The 26,314-nt window shown below is 74.5% G+C and carries 24 protein-coding genes; 18 read left to right on the top strand and 6 right to left on the bottom strand.

Features of this window, described 5'->3' with window-relative positions:
• Positions 1 to 26 precede the first annotated feature (26 nt).
• Entirely contained in the window at positions 27 to 1,262 is a 1,236-nt protein-coding gene (locus ABD284_RS14845) for an MFS transporter (protein WP_344143594.1), read from the bottom strand.
• A gap of 214 nt (positions 1,263 to 1,476) precedes the next feature.
• Between ABD284_RS14845 and ABD284_RS14850 the strand changes: the two genes are divergently transcribed.
• Both ABD284_RS14850 and ABD284_RS14855 read left to right on the top strand, forming a co-directional pair.
• Positions 1,477 to 2,043, top strand: a complete 567-nt coding sequence (locus ABD284_RS14850; RefSeq protein WP_344143595.1) for a GNAT family N-acetyltransferase — start codon at positions 1,477 to 1,479, stop codon at positions 2,041 to 2,043.
• Between the two features lie 178 nt (positions 2,044 to 2,221).
• Positions 2,222 to 3,526 carry a phosphoribosyltransferase family protein gene (locus ABD284_RS14855; RefSeq protein ID WP_344143596.1) on the top strand — a complete coding sequence of 435 codons (1,305 nt, stop codon included), beginning with the start codon at positions 2,222 to 2,224 and terminating at the stop codon, positions 3,524 to 3,526.
• A 203-nt stretch (positions 3,527 to 3,729) separates the two neighbouring features.
• Here ABD284_RS14855 and ABD284_RS14860 read toward each other — a convergent pair whose 3' ends face one another.
• Together ABD284_RS14860 and ABD284_RS14865 are read right to left on the bottom strand one after the other, a co-directional pair.
• Positions 3,730 to 4,029, bottom strand: coding sequence for a WhiB family transcriptional regulator (locus ABD284_RS14860; RefSeq protein WP_255430170.1), 300 nt, complete (start codon positions 4,027 to 4,029; stop codon positions 3,730 to 3,732).
• A 543-nt stretch (positions 4,030 to 4,572) separates the two neighbouring features.
• A complete protein-coding gene (locus ABD284_RS14865) occupies positions 4,573 to 5,223 on the bottom strand; it encodes an MBL fold metallo-hydrolase (RefSeq protein WP_344143597.1) in 651 nt (216 codons plus the stop codon).
• 298 nt (positions 5,224 to 5,521) lie between these two features.
• Here ABD284_RS14865 and ABD284_RS14870 point away from each other — a divergent pair, with 298 nt between their 5' ends.
• The 6 genes from ABD284_RS14870 (at position 5,522) to ABD284_RS14895 (ending at position 12,521) form a co-directional block, all read left to right on the top strand.
• Positions 5,522 to 5,929 carry a YccF domain-containing protein gene (locus ABD284_RS14870; protein WP_344143598.1) on the top strand — a complete coding sequence of 136 codons (408 nt, stop codon included), beginning with the start codon at positions 5,522 to 5,524 and terminating at the stop codon, positions 5,927 to 5,929.
• A gap of 145 nt (positions 5,930 to 6,074) precedes the next feature.
• Complete coding sequence (locus ABD284_RS14875) at positions 6,075 to 7,430, top strand: AI-2E family transporter (protein WP_344143600.1); 1,356 nt, start codon at positions 6,075 to 6,077, stop codon at positions 7,428 to 7,430.
• A gap of 224 nt (positions 7,431 to 7,654) precedes the next feature.
• Complete coding sequence (locus tag ABD284_RS14880) at positions 7,655 to 9,253, top strand: ABC-F family ATP-binding cassette domain-containing protein (RefSeq protein ID WP_344143601.1); 1,599 nt, start codon at positions 7,655 to 7,657, stop codon at positions 9,251 to 9,253.
• A 212-nt stretch (positions 9,254 to 9,465) separates the two neighbouring features.
• A complete protein-coding gene (locus tag ABD284_RS14885; RefSeq protein ID WP_186356587.1) occupies positions 9,466 to 9,672 on the top strand; it encodes a helix-turn-helix domain-containing protein in 207 nt (68 codons plus the stop codon).
• A 336-nt stretch (positions 9,673 to 10,008) separates the two neighbouring features.
• A complete protein-coding gene (locus tag ABD284_RS14890; RefSeq protein WP_344143603.1) occupies positions 10,009 to 10,827 on the top strand; it encodes an enoyl-CoA hydratase/isomerase family protein in 819 nt (272 codons plus the stop codon).
• 272 nt (positions 10,828 to 11,099) lie between these two features.
• Entirely contained in the window at positions 11,100 to 12,521 is a 1,422-nt protein-coding gene (locus ABD284_RS14895) for a DEAD/DEAH box helicase (protein ID WP_344143604.1), read from the top strand.
• A 146-nt stretch (positions 12,522 to 12,667) separates the two neighbouring features.
• Here ABD284_RS14895 and ABD284_RS14900 read toward each other — a convergent pair whose 3' ends face one another.
• Complete coding sequence (locus tag ABD284_RS14900; RefSeq protein WP_344143606.1) at positions 12,668 to 13,003, bottom strand: YnfA family protein; 336 nt, start codon at positions 13,001 to 13,003, stop codon at positions 12,668 to 12,670.
• Between the two features lie 205 nt (positions 13,004 to 13,208).
• On the opposite strand from ABD284_RS14900, the gene ABD284_RS14905 reads away from it, so the two are divergent.
• Positions 13,209 to 14,282, top strand: coding sequence for a permease (locus tag ABD284_RS14905; RefSeq protein WP_344143607.1), 1,074 nt, complete (start codon positions 13,209 to 13,211; stop codon positions 14,280 to 14,282).
• Entirely contained in the window at positions 14,279 to 15,043 is a 765-nt protein-coding gene (locus tag ABD284_RS14910) for a TIGR03943 family putative permease subunit (RefSeq protein WP_344143609.1), read from the top strand. The genes ABD284_RS14905 and ABD284_RS14910 overlap by 4 nt, the downstream gene beginning before the upstream one ends.
• A gap of 223 nt (positions 15,044 to 15,266) precedes the next feature.
• On the opposite strand, the gene ABD284_RS14915 is transcribed toward ABD284_RS14910, so the two are convergent.
• Positions 15,267 to 15,713 carry an SSI family serine proteinase inhibitor gene (locus tag ABD284_RS14915; RefSeq protein ID WP_344143610.1) on the bottom strand — a complete coding sequence of 149 codons (447 nt, stop codon included), beginning with the start codon at positions 15,711 to 15,713 and terminating at the stop codon, positions 15,267 to 15,269.
• Positions 15,714 to 16,154: 441 nt separating this feature from the next.
• Positions 16,155 to 16,349, bottom strand: a complete 195-nt coding sequence (locus ABD284_RS14920; RefSeq protein ID WP_344143611.1) for a hypothetical protein — start codon at positions 16,347 to 16,349, stop codon at positions 16,155 to 16,157.
• A gap of 152 nt (positions 16,350 to 16,501) precedes the next feature.
• On the opposite strand from ABD284_RS14920, the gene ABD284_RS14925 reads away from it, so the two are divergent.
• The 8 genes from ABD284_RS14925 to ABD284_RS14960 all read left to right on the top strand — a co-directional run bounded on the left by ABD284_RS14925 (position 16,502) and on the right by ABD284_RS14960 (position 26,260).
• The gene (locus ABD284_RS14925) at positions 16,502 to 17,932 is read left to right on the top strand and encodes a sensor histidine kinase (RefSeq protein ID WP_344143612.1); all 1,431 of its coding nucleotides are present in this window, start codon (positions 16,502 to 16,504) and stop codon (positions 17,930 to 17,932) included.
• A gap of 217 nt (positions 17,933 to 18,149) precedes the next feature.
• Positions 18,150 to 18,458 carry an STAS domain-containing protein gene (locus ABD284_RS14930; protein ID WP_344143613.1) on the top strand — a complete coding sequence of 103 codons (309 nt, stop codon included), beginning with the start codon at positions 18,150 to 18,152 and terminating at the stop codon, positions 18,456 to 18,458.
• A gap of 243 nt (positions 18,459 to 18,701) precedes the next feature.
• Entirely contained in the window at positions 18,702 to 19,949 is a 1,248-nt protein-coding gene (gene entS, locus ABD284_RS14935) for an enterobactin transporter EntS (protein ID WP_344143614.1), read from the top strand.
• A gap of 341 nt (positions 19,950 to 20,290) precedes the next feature.
• Entirely contained in the window at positions 20,291 to 21,076 is a 786-nt protein-coding gene (locus ABD284_RS14940; RefSeq protein WP_344143615.1) for a 2,3-dihydro-2,3-dihydroxybenzoate dehydrogenase, read from the top strand.
• Between the two features lie 110 nt (positions 21,077 to 21,186).
• Positions 21,187 to 22,374, top strand: a complete 1,188-nt coding sequence (locus ABD284_RS14945; RefSeq protein ID WP_344143616.1) for an isochorismate synthase — start codon at positions 21,187 to 21,189, stop codon at positions 22,372 to 22,374.
• A gap of 55 nt (positions 22,375 to 22,429) precedes the next feature.
• Positions 22,430 to 24,112, top strand: coding sequence for a (2,3-dihydroxybenzoyl)adenylate synthase (locus tag ABD284_RS14950; protein WP_344143618.1), 1,683 nt, complete (start codon positions 22,430 to 22,432; stop codon positions 24,110 to 24,112).
• 62 nt (positions 24,113 to 24,174) lie between these two features.
• Positions 24,175 to 24,837, top strand: coding sequence for an isochorismatase family protein (locus tag ABD284_RS14955; RefSeq protein WP_344143620.1), 663 nt, complete (start codon positions 24,175 to 24,177; stop codon positions 24,835 to 24,837).
• A gap of 73 nt (positions 24,838 to 24,910) precedes the next feature.
• Complete coding sequence (locus ABD284_RS14960) at positions 24,911 to 26,260, top strand: lysine N(6)-hydroxylase/L-ornithine N(5)-oxygenase family protein (protein WP_344143621.1); 1,350 nt, start codon at positions 24,911 to 24,913, stop codon at positions 26,258 to 26,260.
• Positions 26,261 to 26,314 lie beyond the last annotated feature (54 nt).

Genomic DNA, 26,314 nt, shown 5'->3' on the forward strand with positions numbered 1-26,314 from the left:
CGGTCCACCGCCGGGGCGGTCCCCCTTCACGCGCCGGCGCCGCGCGAGGGGCGCAGGCCGGATGCCAGTACCGCGGCGAGCACACCCGCCGCCGGGATCACCCACAGCCCCGCCGTCAGCGACACGGTGTCGGCGATCACCCCGATCAGCGGCGGCACGCCGAGGAAGCCCATCCGCGCCAGCCAGGCCGCCAGCGCCACCCCGTGGCCGCCGCCGAGCCCCGGGATCTCCCCGGCCGCCGCCAGCGCCAGCGGGAACAGCGTGGCGACCCCCAGGCCCATCAGCCCGAACCCGACGATGGCGCCCACCGGTTCGGAGGTCAGCAGCGCCAGCGCCATCCCCGCGGCCGACAGCAGCCCGCCGGTGCGCGCGACGGCCACCGCGCCGAACCGGTCGGTGATGCGGTCCCCGGTCAGCCGGCCCAGCGTCATCATCCCCTGGCAGGCGACGAACGGCAGCCCGACCAGGAACAGCGGGGCCGCGAGCTCGTCGCGCATGAAGACCGCACCCCACGACGCCGCGGAGTCCTCGACGGCTCCCGCCATCATCAGCAGTACGCTCACCACGAGCAGCAGCCCGATCGAGCGCCCGGGCACGCGCAGCCGTCCGCGCACGCGGGCGGCGGTGCCGCCGGCGGCCTCGGCGGAGCCGGCGGGCTCGGCCGGCTCGTCGATCTCGGCACCGGGCAGGAGCAGCCGCGAGATCGCGAGCACCCCCGCGAGCAGCACCGCGGTGACCACGGCGATGTGGGCCGCGATGGGCACGCCCCAGCCCGCCATCGAGGTCCCGACCGTGCCGCCCGCGACGGCCGCCACGCTCCACAGACCGTGGAAGGAGTTGATGATCGTGCGGCCGTACCGCCGCTGCACCCGCAGGCCGTGCGCGTTCATGGCCGAGTCCATCCACGCGTCCATCCAGCCCAGGCAGAACATCCCCAGGGCGAACACCCACCACGCCGGGGCCGTGGCCACCAGCGGCAGCACGCAGGCCAGCACCAGGCCCGAGCCCACGGCCACGCGGCCGCTGCCGAAGCGGGCGATCAGCGGACCGGCGAGCATGCCGGTGACCAGGGCGCCCAGGGGCATGGCGCCGATGCCGAGGCCCAGCTGGGTGTTGGACAGCTCCAGCTGGGACTTGATGACCGGCAGCCACGGCACGATGTTGGCGTACGCGAAGCCGTTGGCCAGAAAGAGGACCACCACCGCGAGCCGCCCCCGGCGCGCCTCAGTGTCCGCCCTGCGTACCGCGTTGCCAACGGCCACGGAACCTCCCCTATGATCGGACGAATCGGCGTACAAGCGCCCCCGGAAGGGTAGACGACCGCCCCTGCTCCGCGCGAAAGGGTTGTGCCCGGGCCGTATCGGCCTTTACATATGATCTCCTGGCCGAATCCGCACGACGACCCGCGGCGACACCCCCCGCCTCCGCTGCGCCCGCTTCCCCTCACTCGAACGACGACCCCGGGAGGCCGCCTCGATGATCGACCTGAGCGCGCTGCGCGAGAAGCCCACTCTGGCAGGCGAGCGCGTCAGCCTGGTCCCGCTCGCGGTCGAGCACGCCGACGACTTCTTCGAGTCCACCCGCGACGACGAGGTGCGCCGACTGACCGGCACCCATCGGCGCCCGGACTACGACGAGATCCGCGACTGGTGCGCCACCCGCGCCGACCAGTTCGACCGGTTGGACATGGCGATCATCGAGGAGCCCGGCGGCCGCTTCGTGGGCGAGCTGGCCCTGGCGGACCTCGACGCCGACAACGAGAGCGCGGGCTACCGCATCGCGCTCTCGGCGATCGAGTTCACCGGTCAGGGACTGGGCAAGGAGGCGACCCGCCTGGTGCTGGACTACGCCTTCAACCGGGTGCACCTGCACCGGGTCTGGCTGAGCGTCTACGCGTTCAACATGCGCGCCATCGCCGTCTACCGCTCGTGCGGGTTCAGCGTCGAGGGCCGGCTCCGCGACGCGCTGCTGTGGGACCAGCGCCGGCACGACGCGCTGATCATGGGCGTACTGGAAAGCGACTTCCGCCGCGCGCAGGACTGAGGCCGCGGCCGCCGGTCCGCCGGGCCCCGCTGCGCGGCGAGAATTGCGCGCCCGCGAGGTTGGCGCGCGCACGGGGGCGGGTATGCCCGTAGCACTTTCCGCCGTGCCCGGTGCGAACCGGGCGAGAACCGGCATTTCCGCCACGCGGCGGCGATGGGAGCGAAGCGCCGGAGTGCCTATGAACCCGCTGCCCGTTTCACTGCCGTTCACCGACCGGTCCGAGGCCGGGCGGCGCCTCGCCGAGCGGGTGCGCCCCCACGTGTCCGAGGACCCGGTGGTGCTGGCGCTGCCGCGAGGCGGCGTCCCGGTCGGTGCCGAGCTCGCCCGGATGCTGCGCATCCCGCTGGACGTCGTCGTCGTGCGCAAGATCGGCGTTCCGGGCCACCCCGAGCTGGGGGTGGGCGCCATCGCCGAGGACGGGCACGCCTGCTACGACGACACGGCGCTGGCCCGGCTGCGGCTGACCCGCGAGGACCTCGCCGCCACCGTGGCCGCGGAGCGGGCGGAGCTGGAGCGGCGACTGGAGCTCTACCGGCGCGGGCACCCCGCGCCGCAGCTGCGCGGGCGCGACGTGGTCGTGGTCGACGACGGCGTGGCCACCGGCGGCACGGCGCGCGCCGCCCTGCGCACGGTCCGGCGCAGGAACCCCGCGCGGCTGCTGCTGGCCGTCCCGGTGGCCGCGCAGGCCGCCCTCGACGCGCTGGCCGACGAGACCGACCGCGTCGTCGCCCTGACCGTCCCCGACAACTTCCGCGCGGTGGGGGAGTGGTACCGCGACTTCGGCCAGCTCACCGACGAGGAGGTCACCGCGCTGATCAGCGATCCGCGAGACGCCGGGGCGGCGCCCTCCCGCGCCGTGCGCATCCGCGCGGGCGAGGTCCACCTCGACGCCGAACTGGCCACCGTCGCCGGCATGCGCGCCACCGTGGTGGTCGCCGTGGAGCACGGCCGCGAGGACCCGGTGCAGCGCGCGGTCGCCGCAGGACTGGGCCGTGCGGGCTTTGCGACCCTGCTGCTGGATCTGCTCACACCCGACGAGGCGCGCCGCCAGGAGGCGGCCGAAGGGGCGCTGTCGGAGGTGTCGGCCGTCGAGGCCGCCGACAGGCTCGCCGCCGCAGTGGGCTGGCTCCGCCGTTCCACCGAGGCCGCTGAAGGGCGCGTCGGGGTGCTGGGGTCGGGCCGGGGCGCGCCCGCGGCGCTGCGGGTGGCCGCCGACCACCCCGCCGACATCGCGGCGGTGGTGCTCAACGGCGGCCGGCCGGACGCGGCGGGCGAGGCGCTGGGGCGGGTGCGCGCACCGGTGCTGGCCCTGGTGCAGGGTTCCGACTCGTTCGTCCGCGAGCTGGCCGAATGGGCGCTGAGCCGCACGAGCGGGCCGGGCGAGGCCCGTACGGTCGCGGGAGCCGAAGGGCTGATCTCCGGCGCGGGCGCCTGGCGCGACGTCGGCGCGGCGGCCGCCGACTGGTTCGAGCACCACCTGTGAAGGGCGCAAGCGCGTCCGCGCCGCGCGGCGTTGTGCGCGCCGGGCATGCCGGGCGCGCCGGGTACAGGGACGTGAAAACCCGCGGCGCCCTCGACGGAAACCGTCGGGGCGCCGCGGGTAAGCGTGGCCGGGGGCCGCTTCAGAGAACTGTTGTCTCGGGTCGTCCGCCGCCGGTCCAGCCCGGAAAGGGCGGAGGGATCGGATCAGGCGGCGTTGGCACGACGCATTCGGCGCCGGCGCTCGGACGCGCGCTCGTCTTCGTTCAGGCCGCCCCACGTACCGTACTTCTCGGGTCGCGAGATCGCGTAGTCGAGGCACTCGGTACGGACAGGGCACTGAGCACAGATCTCCTTGGCCTTGCGCTCGCGGATCTCCCGCTCCGGCTGGCGCTCGCCGTCGGGGCCGAAGAAGAGCACAAGGTCCTCGCCCCGGCACGCGGCGGCATCCTGCCACCCCCAGTGCGGGCGGGGGCGCAGCGTGGCCTGCCGGCGTACCTGAGACATGGTTGAACCACCTCTACTGAAATCACTAGTAAGCTGTTGGGAAGACAGGGTTAGAAACAAGCAGTCATACGTCATACAGCGTGAGCAACCCCGCACGGCGTGAACGCCATGCGTTGCCTCGGTGTTCCCGGGTGTGGTGCAGACCACGGCGCCAGACCGCCGAAACCGGCAGGGCGCTCACACGAAACGGCCGGGGAGGCGATGACGCCCTCCCTGCGAGCCGGTACGTAATCATGCCATCCCCACTCCCGCTCGCGCACGGGGGGTGGGGAAATTACTCGCTCAACCGTTACCGAATCCGATCTCGACTGACCAATGTTTGGTCTTATGTCCGATTTCGGCGACGATTCGCGAGCGTCCGGACGTCCGACTCCGATCAATCCGGATACTGATCATCGTATTGATCGGGGGCGCGCGTGCCTAGGGTCGCGGAGTGATGGGCCGATCACATTGCGGTCGGAACAGCGCGCACGCGTCCGCCGCCCCCTGCGGGCCGCCGACACGGGCGCGGCCGGGGAGGGGGAGCGCCCCCCGCGGGCCGGGTCAGATCGCGTCGACGGTCCCCGGCTGTACGCGCCGGTAGTCGACCTGCGGGACCAGGCGCTCCAGGTTGGCGGCGTAGACCCCGGCGCCGTTCTCGTTGAGCAGGCCGTCGTGCACGGCCAGCGCCGCGGCGGGGCGCACCTCGCGCAGGTAGTCGATCACCTCCGACACCTTCGACCAGGGAGCCTGCACCGGCAGCAGCAGCGTGTCGACGGGGTCCTCGGGGACCGTCAGCGCGTCGCCGGGGTGGAACAGCGCGCGCTCGGAGTCGGACACCCGGAATCCGATGTTGGTGACCACGGGGATGTCGGGGTGGATGACCGCGTGGCGCTCACCGTAGACGTGGACGTCGAAGCCCGCCGCGGTCACCGTCGCGCCGTGGTCGACCGTGTGCACCCGCGCGCCCGCTTCGCGCAGCTCGCCGAGCCGCTCCGCGATCCCCGCGTGGGTGTAGACATCCAGACCGGGCTTCGCCGCCGCGGCGGCCCGCAGCCGGTCGAGATCGAGGTGATCGGGATGTTCGTGAGTGATCGCGACGGCGTCGGCGCCGACCGCCGCGTCGGCCTCGCTGAAGCCGCCCGGGTCGATGACCAGAGCGGCGCCGGCGCGCTCCAGGCGCACGCAGCTGTGTCCCAGCTTGGTGATACGCACGGGGCCGATCCTAACGCGCCCGAGCGCCCCCTCCCCAAATCCGCAGCGCCGCCGCTGCGGCGGAGGACCTGCGTACGGCGCCGCCGGGAGGAAGGGACGCGCCGGTCGGCGCCGTCGTGCCCCGGCGCCCGCGCGCCCGGCGACGGGCGCGGCCCGTCCCCTAGGGGACTCTTCGGGGCACTCCGGCGGAACAGGCCGCGCACAACGGCCGTCGTATGCGGGTAGAAGGCCACCCGGCCTCGCGAACCGCGGCCGCCGCCCGACGGCCGGGCGCTGATCCGGAAGGGATGCGAACTCAGTGGCACTGCTCCGCTTGGTCCTCAACATCATCTGGCTCTTCGTGGCCGGCCTGTGGCTGGCGCTGGGCTACGTCCTGGCGGGCGTCATCTGCTGCCTGCTCGTCATCACGTTCCCGTTCGGCGTCGCGTCCTTCCGGATGGCCAACTACGCGCTGTGGCCCTTCGGCCGGGAGCTCTCCCGCAAGCCGGGCGCCGGAGGGGCCAGCACCCTCCTCAATGTCGTCTGGCTGATCGTCGCCGGATGGTGGCTGGCCCTGGGACACATCGCCGCCGCGGTCGGGCTGGCCGTGACCGTCATCGGCATCCCGATGGCCTGGGCGTCGCTCAAGATGATCCCCGTGGCGCTGGCGCCGTTCGGCAATGAAATCGTCGACAGCGACCGGCCGCGGGAGCCGTGGCAGCTGTGATCTGCGGGAACGGCCGGTGCCGGGTGGGCGGTGCCGCGAGGGCGGGACCCGAGCCCGGCGATGCGGTAGCTTCAGCTGATCGGGCGCGAGGCGGGACCGGCGAGACGCCACCCGCGCGGTCTGGAATCGGAAGTAGGGGGAAGACGTGCGTTTGACACGGCCGTGGGAGTGGTCGCTGCTGAAGCGGAGGCGCGCGCCGCGCGCCGATCCCCCCGAGCCTCCGGCCCCCGCGGCGCCCGAGCCTGCCGACTCCCATCCGCCGGAGCCGGACAGCATGCTGGTGCGGATGGGCAACATCGCCTGGCGGGTGCTGGTCGTCGGCATCGTCGCGGCCATCATCGTCTACGGGCTGGTCTACATCAGGATCGTCACCATCCCGGTGATCCTGGCGGTGTTCGTCACCGCACTGCTCATGCCGCCGACCAACTGGATGCGGCGCAAGGGCATGGGCCGCGGCTCCTCCACGGCCGTCGCGTGCATCGGCGCCCTGATCCTGCTCGCGGGCGTGATCACGATGATCGTGCAGCCCGCGATCTCCGGCTTCTCCGGCCTCGTCGACAGCGTCGACCAGGCCGTCAGCGACCTTCCGAGCTATCTGCAGACGTTCGGGCTCAACCCCGACCTCGCCGCCAACATCATCGAGGCCGCCGAGCGCGAGCTCCGCTCGCGGCTGGAGGAGAACTGGTCGCAGTGGGTCAGCCAGGCCTGGGTGGCCGGCACCACCGTTCTGGAGATCCTGCTCGGCGTCATCCTCATCGTCGTGCTGACCGTCTACTTCGTGCACTCCGGCGACCTGCTCATGGAGTGGGTGCGCTCGCTGTTCCCGCGCCAGTCGCGCGCCTCCATCAAGGCCGCCTCCGAGATCGCCTACGGGGTCATGGGGCGCTACGTGCGCGGCGTGGCGCTGGTCGGCCTCATCGACGCGGTGGGCATCGGGCTCTTCCTGGTCTTTCTGATCGACCCGGCGCTGGCCATCCCGCTCATCGTGCTGACCTTCATCGGCGCGTTCCTTCCCGTCATCGGCGCTTTTCTGACCGGGCTGCTGGCGGCGCTGGTCGCCCTGGTGACCGAGGGCTGGATCATCGCGATCCTGGTCGTCGCGGTTGTGGTGGTCGTCCAGCAGCTGGAGAGCCACGTCTTCGCCCCGCGCGTCTACGGCAAGGCGCTGGAGCTGCCCTCCGCCGTGGTCCTGCTGGTCATCACCATCGGCGGAATCATCGGCGCGATCGCCGGCATGTTCCTGGCCACCCCGGTGGTGGCCGTGCTGGCGGCACTGCTGCGCAACCGCCCGCTGGTGGAAGCGGCGCGCAGCGGCCACTACGCCGGCGCGGGCGGCAGGCCCAGCGAGGTCTCCGCCTCGAAGGAGGAGGGCGCCGGGCGCGCCCCGGCCGAGCGCACGCAGTCCGCGTCCGGCGAACAGGCGGACACGGGCAAGGCCGACACCGACCGGTCCGCCGGCCCCGCCTCGGAGCCGGGCGAGGGCGACTCGGCGCAACCGTAGGCCGGCGGCCCACGCGCCCGCCCCGGCCGGACGCGTGGGCCGCCCCGGCGGGCGGCGCCGGGAATGGGGCCGCTCAAGCGCGCGTTGCCGTCCGCGGGCACTAGTGTGGTCGCGTGCGTGCGGTCCCGTGGCCGCCCCCGTGATCCGCGGGCGGCCGATCCCGCGCCGCGCCGATCGCCCGCACCGCCACCCGCACCTCCTGCCGCCAGAAGGTTTGTCCTGCCATGCTGATCGCCTCTGACCTCGAACTGCGCGTGGGTTCCCGGCTGCTGCTGGAGCCCACCTCGCTGCGCGTCGCCGCCGGCGACCGCTGCGGGTTGGTGGGGCGCAACGGCGCGGGCAAGACCACGCTGACCAAGGTGCTCGCCGGCGAGGACGCCCCCTCGGCCGGCGGCGTCACCACCAGCGGATCGGTGGGCTACCTGCCGCAGGACCCGCGGGCCACCGACCCCGACGAGCTCGCGCGCGACCGCATCCTCTCCGCCCGCGGCATCGACGCCGCGCTGCGCCGGATGCGCCGGGCCGAGGAGCGGATGGGCAGCGACGACCCCAAGGACCGCGAGCGCGCGGGACGCGCCTACGCCCGGGCCGAGGAGCACCTGCACGTGATGGGCGGCTACGCGGCGGAGTCCGAGGCCGCCTCGATCGCCAGCAGCCTCAAGCTGGACGACCGCGTGCTCGGCCAGCCGCTGGGCACGCTCTCCGGCGGCCAGCGGCGCCGCATCGAGCTGGCCCGGATCCTGTTCAGCGGCGCCGACACGCTCCTGCTGGACGAGCCCACCAACCACCTCGACGGCGACTCCATCGTCTGGCTGCGCGACTTCCTCAAGGGCCACCAGGGCGGCCTGGTGGTCATCAGCCACGACGTCGAACTGGTCGAGGACGTGGTGAACAAGGTCTTCTACCTCGACGCCAACCGGTGCGTCATCGACGTCTACAACATGGGCTGGCGCGCCTACCAGGTCCAGCGCGAGGCCGACGAGCGCCGCCGCAAGCGCGAGATCGCCAACGCCGAGAAGCAGGCCGGCGCGCTGCAGAAGCAGGCCGACCGCTTCCGGGCGAAGGCCACCAAGGCGCGGGCCGCCCACCAGATGGAGAACCGCGCCGAGCGCATCCGCAACTCCGTCCAGGGCGAGCGCAAGGCCGACCGGGTGGCCAAGCTGCGCTTCCCCGACCCGGCCCCCAGCGGGCGCACCCCGCTGGCCGCCAAGGGGTTGTCCAAGTCCTACGGGTCGCTGGAGATCTTCTCCGGTGTGGACATGGCCGTGGACCGCGGCAGCCGGGTGGTGGTGCTCGGCCTCAACGGCGCGGGCAAGACCACGCTGCTGCGGCTGCTGGCGGGGGTCGAGAAGCCCGACACCGGCGAGGTGGTGCCCGGGCACGGGCTGCGCCTGGGCTACTACGCCCAGGAGCACGAGACCCTCGACACCTCCCTTTCGGTGCTGGAGAACATGGTGGCGGCGGCCCCCGACCTGCCCGAGGTCGAGGCGCGCCGCACGCTGGGCTCGTTCCTGTTCACCGGCGACGACGTCGACAAGCCCGCCGGCGTGCTCTCCGGCGGCGAGAAGACCCGGCTCGCTCTGGCGACCCTGGTGGTCTCCAGCGCCAACGTGCTGCTGCTGGACGAGCCCACCAACAACCTCGACCCCGCCAGCCGCGAGGAGATCCTCAGCGCGCTGCGCAACTACAAGGGCGCGATCGTGCTGGTCACCCACGACGAGGGTGCGGTCGAGGCCCTCGCCCCCGAGCGGGTCATTCTGCTGCCCGACGGCGCCGAGGACATGTGGAACGCGGAGTTCGCCGACCTGATCACCCTGGCCTGAGGACGGCGCCGGCCTCGGCGAGCCGCGGGGACGCGGAATCCGGGCCGGGGTTGTCGCGGCGGACGATGTGGTCTCGTTTTGGTTCTGACCGAAACTCGCCCGCCGGCTCCGGGCCGTTCCGCCGCGGCGGCTACGGGTAGCCACGTGCTCCCGCATGGCTGATCATGGGCATTCATTGTCGCGTTGATCACCCATGAGCACGGGAGGACGCTGTGGCCGAGACCCTGAAGAAGGGCACCCGCGTGACCGGCACGGAACGCTCGGAACTGGCGAGCGAACTGAAGAGACGCTACGACGAAGGCGAGAGCATCCGCTCGCTGGCGGCCGCCACCGGCCGTTCCTACGGGTTCGTCCACCGGCTGCTGACCGAGGCCGGAGTCACCCTCCGCGGTCGCGGAGGCGCCACCCGCCGGGGCTGACCCCGGCGGAGGTTCCGTCCCCGCGCCCCTTCGGCGGATGGGACCCTGCACCTCTGGACTGCCGGAACCTCCGGCGCGGCCCTGTGTACCTCCGCGCGGCGCCCCGGCACCGCACGACGCGCTCCCGCCGATCATGAAGCGGGCCTGCCCCGGCCCTGCGGGAGCGCACGGGAATGCCCCCGGCATCGGCCGGGCGCCCGCGGAGGACACGCGACCCGCCGCGCGGTCCGCCCCGCCCCCGCCGGCCGCCCCGCCGGCGCTCTAGGGTGGTCCGACGGCAGAAGGAGGCGCCCGCGGCCGCCGCGCGGCACGGGCACAGGAGGTGCGGAGGTGCGCATGGCAGAGCCGGGCGGGATCGCCGAGGGCGACCTGGAGGCGGCGGGGCTGCGACTGTCGGTGACCGGCGAGGTCGCCACCGTCTCGCTTGTGCGCCCCGAGCGTCGCAACGCGATGACGGGGCGTACCTGGGAGGCGCTGGCCCATGTCGGCCAGACACTGTCCGAGTCCGTCCGTATTGTTGTCGTTAAGGGCGAAGGCTCCTCCTTTTCCTCCGGCATCGACCTGAACATGTTCCGCCCCGGCGGGGTCGAGGGCGAGACCTCGCTGATGGACCGCATCGCCCGCGGCAGCGCCGACGACGCCGAGCTCGACGCGGCCATCGCGGGCTACCAGGAGGGCTTCCGCTGGCTGCGCCGGCCCGACATCGTCACGGTGGCCGCCGTTCGCGGCCACGCCATCGGAGCCGGCTTCCAGCTCGCCCTCTCCTGCGACCTGCGCGTCCTCGCCGACGACGCGCAGCTGTGCATGAAGGAGCCGGCGCTGGGCCTGGTGCCCGACCTCACCGGCACCAAGCCCCTGGTCGACCTGGTCGGCCCCAACCGCGCCATGGAGCTGTGCCTGACCGCGCGCACCGTCTCCGCCGCCGAGGCGCGGGAGCTGCGCCTGGCCGAGCTCGTCGTCGAGGGCGCCGAGCTGGACGCCGCCGTCGACGACCTCGTCGCCGCCCTGCTGGCCGTCCCGCGTGAGGCTGCGTCCGCCACGAAGGAGCTGCTGCGCGGCGCGCCCGGACGCACGCTGGAGGAGCAGGCCGCCGCCGAGCGGCGCGCGCAGGCCGGGCGCCTCACCGCGATGGCGGCCCAGGCCGCCCGCGGCTGACCTTCGGCCGCGTCCCGCGCCGGGCGGCGCGTCCGACTGAGGGGCGGATCACCGCGGCGTGCGCCCGTATCGTGCACGGGCCGCGACCGGTCTCTAGTACGCTTCACAAGGCGGTCGATCCGTGCTGCGCGCATCCGGCGCGCCGGGCCGTCTGGCACCGGGGCCCTCGACGATCCCCGGTCGCGTTATCCGGCGCGTTTGGGCGATCTCTCCGCAGTGGCCGCGGAGCCTTCCTCGAAACGCCGCCGATCTATGAGGAAGGTTTACGTCACTTGACGGACAATGCCGCATGCCCTGGCTTCGACGAACTCGGACTCCCCGACTCGATCGTGGACAGGCTCGCGCAGGAAGGCGTCACGACGCCGTTCCCGATCCAGGCCGCCGCCATCCCGGATGCGCTGGCAGGCCGCGACGTGCTCGGCTGCGGCCGCACCGGATCGGGCAAGACACTCGCCTACGGGCTCCCGCTGCTGGTGCGCGCCGCTGAGCGCCGCGCAGCCTCCCGCCGCCCCCGCGCCCTGGTGCTCGTGCCCACTCGCGAACTCGCCCACCAGGTGCGCGACGCGCTGACCGACTACGGCCGGCTGCTCGGCGTGCGCATCGGCGACGTCGTCGGCGGCAGCTCCTACACCCGCCAGATCAACGAGCTGCGCCGCGGCATCGAGGTACTGGTCGCCACGCCCGGGCGGCTGACCGACCTGATCGAGCAGGGCGCCTGCGACCTCGGCGACGTCGAGCTGTGCGTGCTCGACGAGGCCGACCAGATGTGCGACATGGGCTTCATGCCGCAGGTCACCGAGCTGCTCGACCAGGTGCCCTCGGGCGGGCAGGCGCTGCTGTTCTCCGCCACGCTCGACGGCGACGTCGACAAGCTCGTCCGCCGCTACATGAACGAGCCCTCCACCCACTCGGTGGACCCGCCGGTCTCCCACGTCACCACGATGGAGCACCACCTGCTCAAGGTGCTGCCGCGCGACAAGAACCGCATCGTCACCGAGATCGCGGCCCGCGACGGGCGCACGATCCTGTTCGTGCGCAGCAAGCACCGCGCCGACTCCATCAGCGAGCAGCTCGTGGCCGCCGGCGTGCCCGCGGCGTCGCTGCACGGCGGCAAGACCCAGAGCGTGCGCACCAAGACGCTGGCCAAGTTCCGCGAGGGCCGCGTGCAGGCGCTGGTGGCCACCGACGTCGCCGCGCGCGGCATCCACGTCGACGGCATCGACCTGGTCGTCAACATCGACCTGCCAACCGGGCACAAGGACTACCTGCACCGCGGCGGCCGCACCGCCCGCGCCGGGGAGTCGGGCCGCGTGGTCTCGCTGGTCGCGCCGAACCAGCGGCGCCTGGCGCGCCGCCTGCTCGGCGACGCCGGCGTGCGGGCCGAGCAGCACCTGGTCAACCCGGGAGACGCGCTGCTCGGCGAGGTGACCGGCGCACGCGAGCCCTCGTGGGAGCCCTGGATCGAGCCGCCCGAGCCCGAGCGCCCCCGCCGCGGCCGCGGCGGAGGCAATCCCCGCCGGCGCGGCGGCAACAACCCGCGCCCCCGCGGTGAGCGGGGCGAGCGCCGCGACGGCCCTCGCGACGACTCCGCCCGCCGCCGCAACGGCGAGCACACCCGCCGCGACAACCGCCCCCGCAAGCCCTACCGCGGGGAGCGCCCCAGCAGCGGTTCCGCTGCGCAGGGCCGGCTCTAGCGGCCTATAGCGACACATGCGGCGGTCCGGCCGAGGTCTTATCCCGGCCGGGCCGCCGCATGTGCGCACGGCGGGTACGTGCGCCCCGCGGTCCGAGCACCGGAGGCGGCGGCCCCGCGCACGGCGCTCCCGCGCCGCCCGGCGGCTCAGCCGCCGCGCGGCGCGTACATGATGACGGCGACCCCCGCCAGGCAGATGAGGGCGCCGATGAGGTCGAACCGGTCGGGGCGGAAGCCGTCGACGGCCACGCCCCAGGCCAGCGATCCGGCGACGAACACCCCGCCGTAGGCCGCCAGTACGCGGCCGAAGTGGGCGTCGGGCTGGAACGTGGCCACGAAGCCGTAGAGGCCCAGCGCGAGCACGCCGGCCCCCGCCCACAGCAGGCCGCGGTGCTCGCGGACCCCCTGCCACACCAGCCAGGCGCCGCCGATCTCGCACAGTGCGGCGAGGACGAACAGCAGGATCGATTTCACAGTCAGCACGCGCGGGTCTCCGTCGGTTCGTCGTCGGCTCGGGCAGCGGGACGGCCGGGCAGGGCGGCGGCGCGCAACCGGGTGCGGTCGCGCCGCCGGTGAGGCGCGCGAGATGAAAACCGTTGCCGGTACGATGCCTTGGACCGGCGACAGTCCGTCGCCGCCGTCGCCACCGAGCGACGCGCCCCGCTCTCGACTCCCACGGAGTACCAGCGTGCCCGAACGCCCGGGTGGATCCCCACCCGCCGTCCGCACCTCCCTGGGCGACTCCCTGGCCGCCGGCTGGGACGAGCCCGACGGCGGCCTGCCGCCACCCGGCTGGGGGAGGCCCCGCGGTCCGCGGCGCCTTGCCACGGTGTGGGTGTTCGCACTGTTCACCGTGCTCCTGGCGGCCGGAAACGCCTGGCTCTCGGACCGGCTGACCAGTGAGGCGTTCCTCGCCTGGGCCACCGTGTTCACCGCGATCAGCCTGCAGGCGCTGCCGTTCCTGGTGTTCGGCGTCGCGCTGTCGGCGGCGCTGACCGCCTTCGTGCCCGCGTCGTTCTACCGCCGCGTCATGCCCGCCAACCCCTTCGCCGCGGTGCCCGCCGCCGGCGCGGCCGGGATGGTGCTGCCCGGGTGCGAGTGCGCGTCCGTCCCGGTGGCCGGCGGGCTGATGAAGCGGGGCGTGGCACCGGCGGCGGCACTGACGTTCCTGCTGGCCGCGCCCGCGATCAACCCGGTGGTGCTGGTGGCCACGGCCGTCGCCTTCGCCGGCCGGCCCGAGATGGTGCTGGCGCGGCTGGCGGCCTCCTTCGGCGCCGCCGTGACCGTGGGGTGGGTGTGGGCCCGGTTGGGCCGAACCGACTGGCTGCGCCCGCCGCGCGCCGACCACGATCCGAACGCCCCGCGGCTGCAGGTGTTCCGCGAGTCGATGCTGCACGACCTGATGCACGCCGGCGGGTTCCTGGTGCTGGGCGGCCTGGCCGCGGCGACCGTCAACGTGGTCGTGCCCCGCGAGTGGGTGGCGGCGGTCGCCGACAGGCCCGTCCTCTCGGTCCTGGCGCTGGCCCTGTTCGCCGTCGTGCTGTCGGTCTGCTCCGAGGCCGACGCCTTCGTGGCCGTCAGCCTCACCGAGTTCTCGCCGACCGCCAAGCTCGCGTTCCTCGTCGTGGGGCCGATGGTCGACCTCAAGCTCATCGCGCTGCAGGGCGGCACGTTCGGATGGTCCTTCGTGCGCCGCTTCGTGCCGCTGACCCTGGCGGCCGCGCTCGTCTTCACCTTCGTGATCGGAGGGCTGCTGCTGTGAACAGGATCGCCCAGGGCATCGTCCTGCTGCTGCTCGGCGCCGGCGCGCTGAGCAGCACGCTCTTCAGCGACCTCTACCTGAACTACGTGCAGCCCGGGTTCCGGCCGTTCTTGATCGCGGCCGGCGCGGCGCTGGGCGTGCTGGGCGTGTCGGTGATCGCCGGCGAGGCGCGCGCGGCGCTGAGGGGCCTGCCCGGCCCCGACACGGCACCCGCGTTCTGCCACGCCGACTCCGACGACCACGGTGCCGGGCACGGGCACGCGACGCCGCGGGTCGCCTGGCTGCTGCTCCTGCCGGTGATCGCGGTCTTCGTCGTCGCGCCGCCCGCCCTGGGCTCCTACACCGCCGAGAACGCCGCATCGGCGCCGCCGCCGAGCAGCGGCGACGGCGGGGGCGACGACCTCGCCGACCCCGCCGCGGAAGGCCCGGTCGAGATGAAGATCCAGGAGTTCATCTCCCGTGCCTGGACCGATGAGAAGCGCACCCTGGAGGGGCGGACCGTCCGCCTGACCGGGTTCGCCGTACCCAATCCGGAAGGGGAGGGCTGGTACCTGGCGCGGCTGCAGATGGCCTGCTGCGCGGCGGATGCCATCGTCAACCGGGTGCTGGTCACCAACCGCCCCGAACCCGAGGAGGACAGCTGGTGGCGGGTCGAGGGGACCTGGCAGCCGCCGGAGGGGGACCTGCGCAGCGTCCGCAACCACAGGTTCACGGTGGAGACCATGGAGAGCGTCGAGAACCCGCCCGACCCCTACGAGTAGCCGAGCGGCCCCGGCCGGCGCACGCGGACCGGCGCCCGCCGGGCGGCGGTCGGGGGCGTGTTCGACGGGTCCGTCCGCAGCGGACGGCGCACGCGGGCGCGGCCCGCTCCCGGGGCGCGCAGCGCCGTTCTTCCGGCGCGTCGCTGCGACGGGGACTTGGTGCCGGGGCGCCGTGCAGGAGGACGGCGACCCGGCACACACGCCCGGGCCCGGTGGCGGGGGTTCAGCGCGGTTCGAAGTCGAAGACCCCGTCGGTCTCGGCCGCCGCGACGCAGGCGTTGCTGAAGGTCTCGCCGTAGTCCACGGTCCGGCCCTGCCACACGCCGTCGGCCCGGACCCGCACCGGCGCGTACTGCATGGTGCACACGGTGGTCTGCGGTGCGGTCTCGCCGAGCGCGTCGAAGTCGCCGCCGGCGCGGTCCAGCGCCGCGCAGGCCGCCGCGGGGTCGGGGTGCGAGCCTCCGGCGGGGCGGCAGTGCAGCGTGGTGGTATCGGTGGCGTTCTCCTGGGGGCGGACGACCGACAGGCGCATCGCGGCGCCGGGCATGTGCGCCGCGCCGGACGGTGAGCCGGCGGAACCGGCCGCCCCCTCCTCGGCGTACGCGCTCGGCGCGAGTGCCGTCAGCCCCGCGATCAGCGCGAGAAGCACCGGTGTGCATCGGTTCCGCATGTTGCCTCCTGACCGGGGCAGTCCAGCCCCGCGACCGGTTCGTTGCATACGGCTATTGAACCGCGACACAGTGTGTCCGTGCCGGGTTTTCCGGCAATCCGGTACCGGGTGTCGCCGGGCGGCGGGGGAGGGGGCGAAACGGTGCGCCGTGCCCGGGCGCGGCGGCGGGCGGCGGCCGCCCGCCGCCGAAAGCGGAGCCTCGGGGGGTGTGTGCCGGGTCGCCCTCCTGCAGCGCGGCGCCCCCGGCACCACTCCCGCTGCGTTCTCGCCGGTCGGCGGGTGAGTCGGCAGGGGACCCGCCCCGACTCCCTCCCCGGCCGTGCGCAGGCGGCACCGGTCCCTGCCGCAGCGCCGCGCGCCGGAAGAAACGCGCCTCGCACCCCGGGCGCGGGCCGCACCCGCGTGCACCGCCCGCCACGGACGGACGCGTCGAACACGCCTTCAGGTGCGGGCCGGAGCCTGCTCCTGCGTGTTCTCCCGGCTCTGCGCCGGCTGCGGCGCGCCGCTCCGTTCCTGGAGGCGGCCGCAGAGCCGGCAGCGCACCGTCTCGGGCGGCAGCGGACAGGGGCAGTAGTGGCATGTGGTGGTGCACGCCGCGTCGTACTTGGCGAGCAGGGCGTCGCGCATGTCGTCCATGCACTCACCCTGCCAGAGGCCGCGGCCCCGAACGGACGAGGCGGCCGCGCCCGGCTTTGCCGTCCTTTGCACCGCCTGCGCGTTCGACCCGGACGCGGGGGGGAAGGACCCCGGCACGACCGCAGGCGAGACGACGGAGGGCTCGAAGGCCCATGGCGACCTTCCCGCGCAAGCGGCCGCGGTCGATCCGCGCACGCACGACCGCCGGCTCCGTCGTGGCCGCAGCCGTCATCCTCGCATTCGCCATCGCCGCGACCAGCCTTCTCACCCGCGCCGTCATCGAACGCGAGCAGACATTCGAAGCCGGCGAGGCCGCCCGCGAGGTCGCCGTGGACATCCAGAAGCAGCGCTTCGAGGGGGAGATCAGAGCGCGCGCGGGAGTCATCCGGATCCAGGTCGTCTCCCCCGATGGCGAGGTCCTCGCCTCCAGCCGCGCGGCGCCGACCACCGAGGCGCTCACCGGATCGGTCCCCAGGCGCGCCAACGGGCCCGTCGGCGACGTCGTGTGCGACGCCGACCCGGTCGGGTGCCTGACCGTCGTCGGCTACGAGTCCGCCGACTCCGCCTACGGCGACGTGCTCGTCTACGCCGCTGTGCCGCGCTCGGAGCTGCTGGCGGGACCGCTGCTGGAGTTCGCCCTGATCGGGCTGGGCGTCGCCGTGCTCGCCTCGGTCGGAGGGATCGCCTGGTGGCAGGTGGGCCGCACCCTGCGGCCCGTCGAGGAAGTGCGCAGCGGGCTGGAGCGGATCACCGCCTCCAACCCGGACAAGCGGCTGCAGGTCCCCGGCACCGGCGACGAGATCGCCGCCCTCGCCCGCACAGCGAACGAGACGCTGCGCCGCCTGGATACCGCGCTGGACCGCCAGCGCGGGTTCGCCTCCGACGCCTCGCACGAACTGCGCAACCCGATCACCGGACTGCGCACCAGGCTGGAGGTCGAGCTGGCCGATCCCGAGGGCGGCGACCCGGTCGACACGCTGCGCGGCGCCCTCGACGACACGCTGCGCCTGGAGCGCATCGTCGCCGACCTGCTGGCGCTGGCCCGGCTGGACGCCGACGCGGCGGCCGCCGCCGAGCCCGTGGACCTGGGCGACCTCGCGGCCGCGGAGGCCGGTCGCAGGGACGGGTCGCTGCGCGTCGACAGCAGCGTGGAGCGCGGGACCTACGTCTACGGCAACCGCTCGCAGCTCACCCGGCTGCTCGTCAACCTGCTGGCCAACGCCGAGCGGCACGCCGCGGGCCGCGTACTGGTCGGCGTCGCCCGCGAGGGCGGCGAAGACGGCGACGGCGGGCACGACGACCCGCGGGAGGGCCAAGCGGTCCTGCGCGTGCACGACGACGGCAACGGCATACCCGGGCACGACCGCGAGCGGATCTTCGACCGGTTCGCCCGACTGGAGGAGTCGCGCCGCCGCGATCCCGGCGGCACCGGGCTCGGTCTGGCCATCTCGCGGGAGACCGCCCGGGCCATGGGCGGGACGCTGGAGGCGGGCGACAGCGACGTGCTGGGCGGTGCGGTGCTCACCCTGCGCCTGCCGCTGTACCGTGGCGGGGGCCGCGGGGGCGACCGCGACCGCCGGTGACCGCGGCCCGGTCCGGCGACGTCTCGCGGACCGCGGGGCCGCCGCCAGGGCGTTCGCGCCGCGGCGACCGGTTCGTCACGGCGATCCGGTTCCTCCGGGACCCGCGTGCCTGGAGAATGGTGCGGGATCGACGACAGGCAGCGCTCGACGGGCCGACCGCGCCCGCGGGCACCAGCGCAGTGCGGGGACGGGACAGGCCCTCATGTGCCATTTGGACTTGGGTATCAGCGACCGCGACGGGCACACCGTCATGTGTCTGAAAGGGGAGCTCGACCTCGCCAGCGTCGACCGCTTCGAGCAGACCGCCGCCACGGCCGAGATCGTCTACGGGCCCCGCATGCTCGTCGATCTCACGGAGCTGTCCTTCATCGACTCGGTGGGCCTGGGGGCGCTGGCCCGCCTGCACCGCCGGCTCGTCCGCGGCGGCGGCACCCTCACCGTCGTCGTCCCGTCGGGCAAGATCGACCGCATCTTCCACTACAGCGGCCTGAAGCAGGCGATGGACATCCGCACCCCGCCGGAGTGAACCGCGCGGTCCGCGGGCGCGTCCCGGCGCCCGCGCAGGCGGCCGCGGGCGCCCGCCCGGCGTGATCCCGCCTGCGGCAGCGGCGCCCGGCCGCCGCCGCCGTCGACGCGGCCGCTAACGTGGCCGGCGAACGAGCCCGGAGTGCGGCCCCGTGCGCGCGCCCTCCGGCGCCGGCGGTCCGGGGCGGCGGGGGCCGCCCGCAGGGCGCGCCGCCCGACCGCCCGGATCCGAAGGAGTGCCCACGTGCCCGGACTCGTGCTGGACCTCGGGCCGCTGCGCTCCAGCCGCGCCTTCCGGTTGCTGTTCGCCTCGCGCGTGGTCGCCCTCATGGGGGTGAGCCTGACTCTGGTCGCGCTCTCGGTCCAGGTCTACCGACTGACGGGGTCGTCGCTGGCCGTGGGCACGGTCAACGCCGTCGCGGGCACGACGCTGGTCGCCGGGACGCTGGTGGGCGGCGTGCTGGCGGACCGGCTGGAGCGGCGGGTCCTGCTGCTGGCCGCCCGCGGTGCCGCCGCGGCCGTCTTCGGCGCGCTGGCGCTCAACGCCCTGGCCGACCGGCCCAGCGTGCTGGCCGTCTACGCCTGCGCCGCGGTCCTGGGCCTCGTGGACGGCGCCGGTGAGACGGCGCTGGTGGCGGTGACGCCCGCGCTCGTGCGCACCGACCAGCTGGCCGCGGCGGGCGCGCTGACGGCCATCACGACGCAGCTGTCCACCATGCTCGGGCCGTCGGCGGCCGGTCTGATCGTCGCCGGTCCCGGCGTCGCCGTCTGCTACGCCGCGACCTGGGCCGCGACCGTCGTGCAGGTGGCGCTGATGCTGGCGCTGCCGCGCCTGCCGGTCGCGGCCGGTGAGGAGGCGGGCCGCCCGCTGCGCGCGCTGCGGGAGGCGTGGCGGTTCGCGCGCCGTCACCGGGTCGTCGCCGGGCTGCTGCTCGTGGAGCTGTGCGGCGGGCTGCTCGCCCTGCCCTACGCGGTCTTTCCGGCGATGGGGGAGCAGGTCCTGCTGGGCGACGCGCGCACGGTGGGCCTGCTGTACTCGGCGCCGGCGGTGGGCGCCTTCCTGGGGGCGCTGTTCAGCGGCTGGGCGGGGCGCATCCGGCGCCCGGGCCTCGCGCTGGTCGCGGCGGGGCTCGTGTGGGGCGCGGCGATGGCGGGATTCGGGGCGAGCCGGGACGCGGCGGCAGCGCTGGTGCTGCTCGGAGTCGCGGGTGCGGGGATGATCACCGCCGAGATCCTGCAGCGCGCGCTGATACAGCGGTACACGCCCGGCGCGCTGCTGGGCCGGGTGAGCTCCTTCTGGCTGGTGCTGGCGACGGCCGGTCCGGCCGCCGGCGGAGCGCTGGCCGGCGGGCTCGCCCAGGCCGTCGGCCCGTCGGCGGCGGTGATCGCCGGAGGCTCGGCCTGCGCGGTCGCCGTCGCGGGGATCGGCCTGCTGCTGCCGGGCCTGCGCCGCGCCGACCTCTCCGGCGCCGCGCCCGGCGAGGCGCCGTGAGCCCGCGTTTACGCCGCGGTTGCGCCGGGCGCCCTGGAGCTTGGTGCGCCTGATTCGGACTCGGCTCCTGCCGGGTGCCGGCCGAAACGGCTGTCGCGGGAGCCACAGTGGCCTTACCCGGCTGCCGGATCGCGCAGCGGGCACTGGTCAGGGGCGCACCGGCGGCCGGTGAGATGTTGCGGACACTGCCACGCGCCGAAGTTTGCTCCGTTTGTACCTTTTGCCGGAATTCACAGGGTTGACATGATGCGCTCCGCCGATCAAGACTTGCGGACAGTCGCTTAGGTAAGCATTGCCTTAGTGAGGTGTGCTTACCCTTTTTCTTGTCGTGGAGGAGGGACGTGTCCCACAACGGGATCGCGGGCACCGTCGCCCTGGTGACCGGAGCCGCTCAGGGCATCGGGCGGGCGGTGGCGGCCCGGCTGGCCGCCGAGGGCGCGGTCGTCGCCGCCGCCGACCTCGACGCCGACGCACTGGCCTCGCTGGTCGGCGACCTGCACGCGGACGGGCACAAGGCCGGGTTCTACACCGCCGACGTGCGCGACTCCGCGGCCGTGGAGCAGATGGCCGACGCCGTCGAGCGCGACCTCGGCCCCATCGGCCACGCCGTCAACGTGGCCGGTGTGCTGGCCACCGGCGCGGTCGCCGAGACCCCCGACGCCCAATGGGAGCGGGTCCTGGCCGTCAACGCCACGGGGGTCTTCAACGTCTCCCGCGCCGCCGCCCGGCGGATGGCGCCGCGGGGCTCGGGCACCATCACCACCGTGGGCTCCAACGCCGCCGGCGTGCCCCGCGCCGGCATGGCCGCCTACGGCGCCTCGAAGGCCGCCGCGACCCTGTTCACCAAGTCCCTCGGCCTCGAACTCGCCCCCCGCGGCATCCGGTGCAACGTGGTCTCGCCCGGCTCGACCGACACCGCCATGCAGCGCGGCATGTGGGACGGCGACGACGGCGCCCGCCGGGTGATCGCCGGCTCGCCGGAGGAGTTCAAGGTGGGCATCCCCCTCGGCCGCATCGCCGACCCCGCCGACGTCGCCGACGCCGTCTGCTTCCTCGCCTCCTCGGCCGCCCGGCACATCACCATGCACGACCTCTACGTCGACGGCGGCGCGACGCTGCGCGCCTGAGCCCCGCGGTGCCGTCCGCGCCCCGGTCCCGCCCGATTACGCACTTCACCGACCTGGTCAGTGGGCTGTCCGCCGAGCAGGCCGGTGCCGGACAGAAATGAGAGCCGCCGGTGTTCCACCAGCGCACCGAACCCGCCGCGAAGGCGGCCGGAGACCTCCTCGACGCCTACCGCCCCGAGGCCGCGTTCCTCGCCACCCCCAGCGGCGTCGTCCTGGGCGAGGGCGCCGCGGCCGTCACCGAACGGCTGGAGGACGTGGCCGACCTGCTGGCCCGGGGGACCGCCGACTCCCCCGCCGGGCCGATCGCGATCGGCGCGATCCCCTTCGATACCGGCGCTCCCGGACGACTCGTGGTTCCGGACTCGGTGCGGACCTCGCCGCCGCTGGCCGAAAGCGGGCAGGGCGACCGCAGGCAGCGCCCGCTGCCCGGCCCGTGGACCATGCGTCCCGTGCCCGCGCCGGACGAGCACGCCGAAGGAGTCGAGCGCGTCCTCAAGCGCCTGGCCGCCGGCGACGGCCCCGCCAAGGTCGTGCTCGCCCGGTCGCTGCGGCTGAGCGGCCCCGGCACCGTCGACGTCGGCCAACTGCTGAGCAACCTCGCCTGGCGCGACCCCGCCGGCCACACGTTCGCGGCGGACCTGCCCGCAGCGGCCGGCTCCACCCGCACCCTCGTCGGCGCCAGCCCCGAACTGCTCGTCGCCAAGCGCGGCGGCCGGGTGGTGTCCAATCCGCTGGCCGGCTCCGCGCCGCGCAGCGCCGACCCCAGCAAGGACCAGCGCAGCGCGGTGGACCTGCTCGGCTCGGCCAAGGACCGCCACGAGCACGCCGTCGTCGTCGAGGCCGTCACCGAAGGGCTGCGCCCCTACTGCCGCACCCTCGACGTGCCCGAGCCCGAGCTCGCCGGGACCGCCACCCTGTGGCACCTGTCGACCCGCATCACCGGCGAGCTGCGCGACCCCGACACCCCCTCGGCGCTGCTCGCCGCGGCGCTGCACCCCACCCCGGCCGTCTGCGGCAGCCCCACCGCCGCCGCCCGCGCCGCCATCGGCGGGATCGAACCGTTCGACCGCGGCTTCTACACCGGCGCCGTGGGCTGCACCGACGCACGCGGCGACGGCGAGTGGATCGTCTCCATCCGATGCGCCGACGTCGCCGGCGACACCCTCGACCTGTTCGCGGGCGGCGGCATCGTGCCCGACTCCGACCCCGACGCCGAGCTCGCCGAGACCTCCGTGAAGCTGCGCACCCTGCTGCTCGCCCTGGGGGTCAACCAGCCCATCGACGCGCCGCAGGGCTGACGCGCCCGCCCGCGCGAGAGACCACCGACCCGAACCGAAGGGACCGCCCACAGCCATGCTCGCCGGATGCACCCCCTGGCCCGCGGAGTTCGCCGACAGCTACCGACGCCGGGGCTACTGGACGGGCGAGACCCTCGGCGCGTTCCTGCGCGACCGCGCGCACCGCTTCGCCGAGCGCACCGCCGTCGTCGGCGCGGGCAGGCGCTGGAGCTACGCCGAGCTCGACACCCGGGCCGACCGCATGGCGGCCGGCCTGGCGCGCCTGGGCATCGGCGCCGGAGACCGCGTCGTCGTCCAGCTGCCCAACCGCCCCGAGGTCTTCGAGGTCGCCTTCGCCCTGATGCGCCTCGGCGCCCTGCCCGTCTACGCGCTGCCGGCCCACCGCCGGGCCGAGATCTCCTACCTGTGCTCGTTCACCGAGGCCGCCGCACTGGTCGTCGCCGACACCGACGCCGGGTTCGACTACCGCGAGCTGGCCGAGCAGGTGCGCGCCGAGACCGGCGGCCCCGAGCACATCCTGGTGGCCGGCGACACGGGCGGCCGGGCGCACATGAGGACGCTGGAGGAGGTCCGCGAGGGCGGCGGCGCCGGTCCCGGCGCCACCGCCGGGCCCGACCCGGGCGAGGTCGCGTTCCTCCAGCTGTCCGGCGGCACCACCGGGCTGCCCAAGCTCATCCCGCGCACCCACGACGACTACCTCTACTCGGTGCGCGCCAGCGCCGAGATCTGCGCGCTGGACACCGGCACCGTCTACCTCGCCGCGCTGCCCGTGGTGCACAACTTCCCGATGAGCTCGCCCGGCTTCCTCGGCGTGTTCAGCGCCGGCGGCACCGTGGTCCTGGCCCCCGACCCCAGCCCGGCCACCTGCCTGGCCGCGGTCGAGGCCGAAGGCGTCACGCACACCGCCGTCGTGCCGCCCGTGGCGATGCTGTGGCTGGACGCCGCCGACGGTGGCTCCCAGGCCCACCGGGACCTGACCAGCCTGCGCGTGCTGCAGGTCGGCGGGGCCAAGTTCAACGCCGAGGCCGCGCGCCGCGTGCGCCCGACGCTGGGCTGCACGCTGCAGCAGGTCTTCGGCATGGCCGAGGGGCTCGTCAACTACACGCGCTACGACGACCCCGAGGAGGTCGTCGTCACCACGCAGGGACGGCCCATCTCGCCCGACGACGAGATCCGCGTCGTCGACAGCGACGGCACCGAGGTCGCCCCCGGCGGGCTCGGCGAGCTGCAGACCCGCGGCCCCTACACCATCCGCGGCTACTACCGCGCCCCCGAGCACAACGCCGAGGCCTTCACCGCCGACGGCTTCTACCGCACCGGCGACCTGGTGCGCACCACGCCCACCGGCCACATCGTCGTCGAAGGCCGCGCCAAGGACCAGATCAACCGCGGCGGCGAGAAGATCGCGCCCGACGAGGTCGAGAACCACCTGCTGGCCCACCCCGGCGTGCACGACGCCGCCGTGGTCGCCGTGCCCGACCGGTTCCTCGGCGAGCGCACCTGCGCCTACGTGGTGCCGCGCGGCGCCGGGCCCGCCCGCTCCGAGCTGCGGGCGTTCCTGCGCGAACGCGGCCTGGCCGCCTACAAGATCCCCGACCGGCTGGAGCTCGTCGACGCGTTCCCCGCCACCGGGGTCGGCAAGATCAGCCGGCGCGAGCTGCGCGAGGCGGTCCGGGCCGCCCACGCGCCGGCCGAGCCCGGCGCCCCGCCGCCCACCCGGGCCGCCGCCCGGCACTGACCAGCCCCGGGAGCGCGCGCCCGCGCCCCGGCCCGCCCCACGACCCGTCGAATGGACGACCGATGCCGCTGCCGCACATCGAGCCCTACGACCTGCCCTCCGCGGCGGAGCTGCCCGACAACCGCGCGGACTGGCGCCCCGACCCCGCGCGGGCCGCCCTGCTCATCCACGACATGCAGCACTACTTCCTGCGGCCCTACTCCGCGGGCACCCAGCCGCTCGAAGGCGCCCTCGCCAACATCGCCGCCCTGCGCGAGCGCGCCCGCGCCGCCGGAATCCCCGTCGTCTACACCTGCAAGCCCGGCGACGTGCCGCCCGAGCGCCGCGGCCTCGAACTCGACTTCTGGGGCCGCGGCATGCGCGCCGACCCCGACCACTCCGACATCGCCGCCCGGCTGCGGCCCGAAGAGGGCGACGAGGTGGTCACCAAGCACCGCTACAGCGCCTTCGTCGGCACCGGCCTGGCCGAGCGGCTGCGCGGCCAGGGCCGCGACCAGCTGCTGATCACCGGCGTCTACGCGCACATCGGCTGCCTGCTCACCGCCGCCGACGCCTTCATGCGCGACATCCAGCCGTTCCTGGTCGCCGACGCCACGGCCGACTTCAGCGCCGAGGACCACCGTTTCGCGCTGCGCTACGTGTCCCAGCGCTGCGGCATGGCGCTGACCACCGGCGAGGCGGCGGCCGCTCTCGCTCCGGCGCCCGCGCTCGACTCGCGCGTGTGAGCGCCGCCCGGCACAGCACCGCCACGCCCGTCAGCGAGCACCGACCCGGTGAGTGAGAACCGAAAGGACCCCCGTGACCAACACGCCGCAGCCCCCGCCCTCCCACGACCTGGTGGGGATCGGCTTCGGGCCCTCCAACGTCGCGCTGGCCATCGGCCTGCGCGAGCAGCGCGAGCGCGCCGCCGCCGACCCCGCCACACCCCCGCTCAGCGGAGTCTTCCTTGAGCGCCAGGCCGAGTTCGGGTGGCACCGCGGCATGCTGCTCGACGACGCCACGATGCAGGTCTCCTTCCTCAAGGACCTGGTGACCACCCGCAACCCCGCCAGCGACTTCGGGTTCCTGTCCTACCTGCACGACGCGGGCAGGCTGCACGACTTCATCAACCACAAGACGCTGTTCCCGCTGCGCACGGAGTTCCACGACTACCTGGCCTGGTGCGCCGACCGCGTCGGCGACCAGGTGCGCTACGGCGCCGAGGTGGTGGGCGCCGAACCGGTCCGCGACGAGGGCGGGCGCATCGCCCAGATCGACGTCGTGGCGCGCACCGCCGACGGCGCCTGCCACCGCAGCCGCGGCCGCAACGTCGTCTTCGCGCCCGGCCTGACCCCGCGCCTGCCCGCCGGCGCGCGGCTCAGCGAGCGCGTCTGGCACAACGAGTACCTGTTGCAGAGCCTGGAGGGCCTGGACGCCGCGGCCGCCCCCCGCTCCTTCGTGGTGGTGGGCGCCGGGCAGAGCGCCGCCGAGTGCGTCGAGCACCTCTACCGCCGGTTCCCCGGGGCCCAGGTGCACGCCGTGTTCTCGCGCTACGGCTACAGCCCCTCCGACGACAGCCCCTTCGCCAACCGCATCTTCGACCCCGAGGCCGTGGACGACTTCTACGGTGCCTCCGCCGAGGCCAAGGCCGAGATCATGGGCTACCACCGCAACACCAACTACTCGGTGGTCGACCCGGACCTGATCGACACCCTCTACCAGGCCGCCTACCAGGACAAGGTCAAGGGCACCGAGCGGCTGCGGATGCACAACACCTCGCGCGTGGCCGACGTGCACGAGGGCTCCGGCGGGGTGACCGTGACCGTGGAGGACCTGGCCGGCGGCAAGCACACCGCCGTCGAGGCCGACTACCTCGTCTACGCCACCGGCTACTCCGCGGCCGACCCCCGCGACCTGCTGGGCGAGCTGGCCGAGCACGTCGTCGGCGACTCCGCGGGGCGCCCCGCCGTGGAGCGCGACTACCGGCTGGCGACCTCCGACGAGGTGACGTGCGGCATCTACCTGCAGGGCGGCACCGAGCACACCCACGGGATCTCGTCCTCGCTGCTGTCCAACGTCGCGGTCCGCGTCGGCGAGATCCTCGACGCCATCAGCGCCCGCACCGGCGCCGCCGCACGCCCCGAGGAGGCGGCCGTCTTCGGGCGTTAGCCGCCGCACCCGCCCGGCCGGCCCCGAACCGGCCCGACCGACCGGGACCCGTCC

Origin of the sequence: Streptomonospora arabica, from assembly GCF_039531585.1 — a bacterium.
GTDB classification, from domain to species: domain Bacteria; phylum Actinomycetota; class Actinomycetes; order Streptosporangiales; family Streptosporangiaceae; genus Streptomonospora; species Streptomonospora halophila.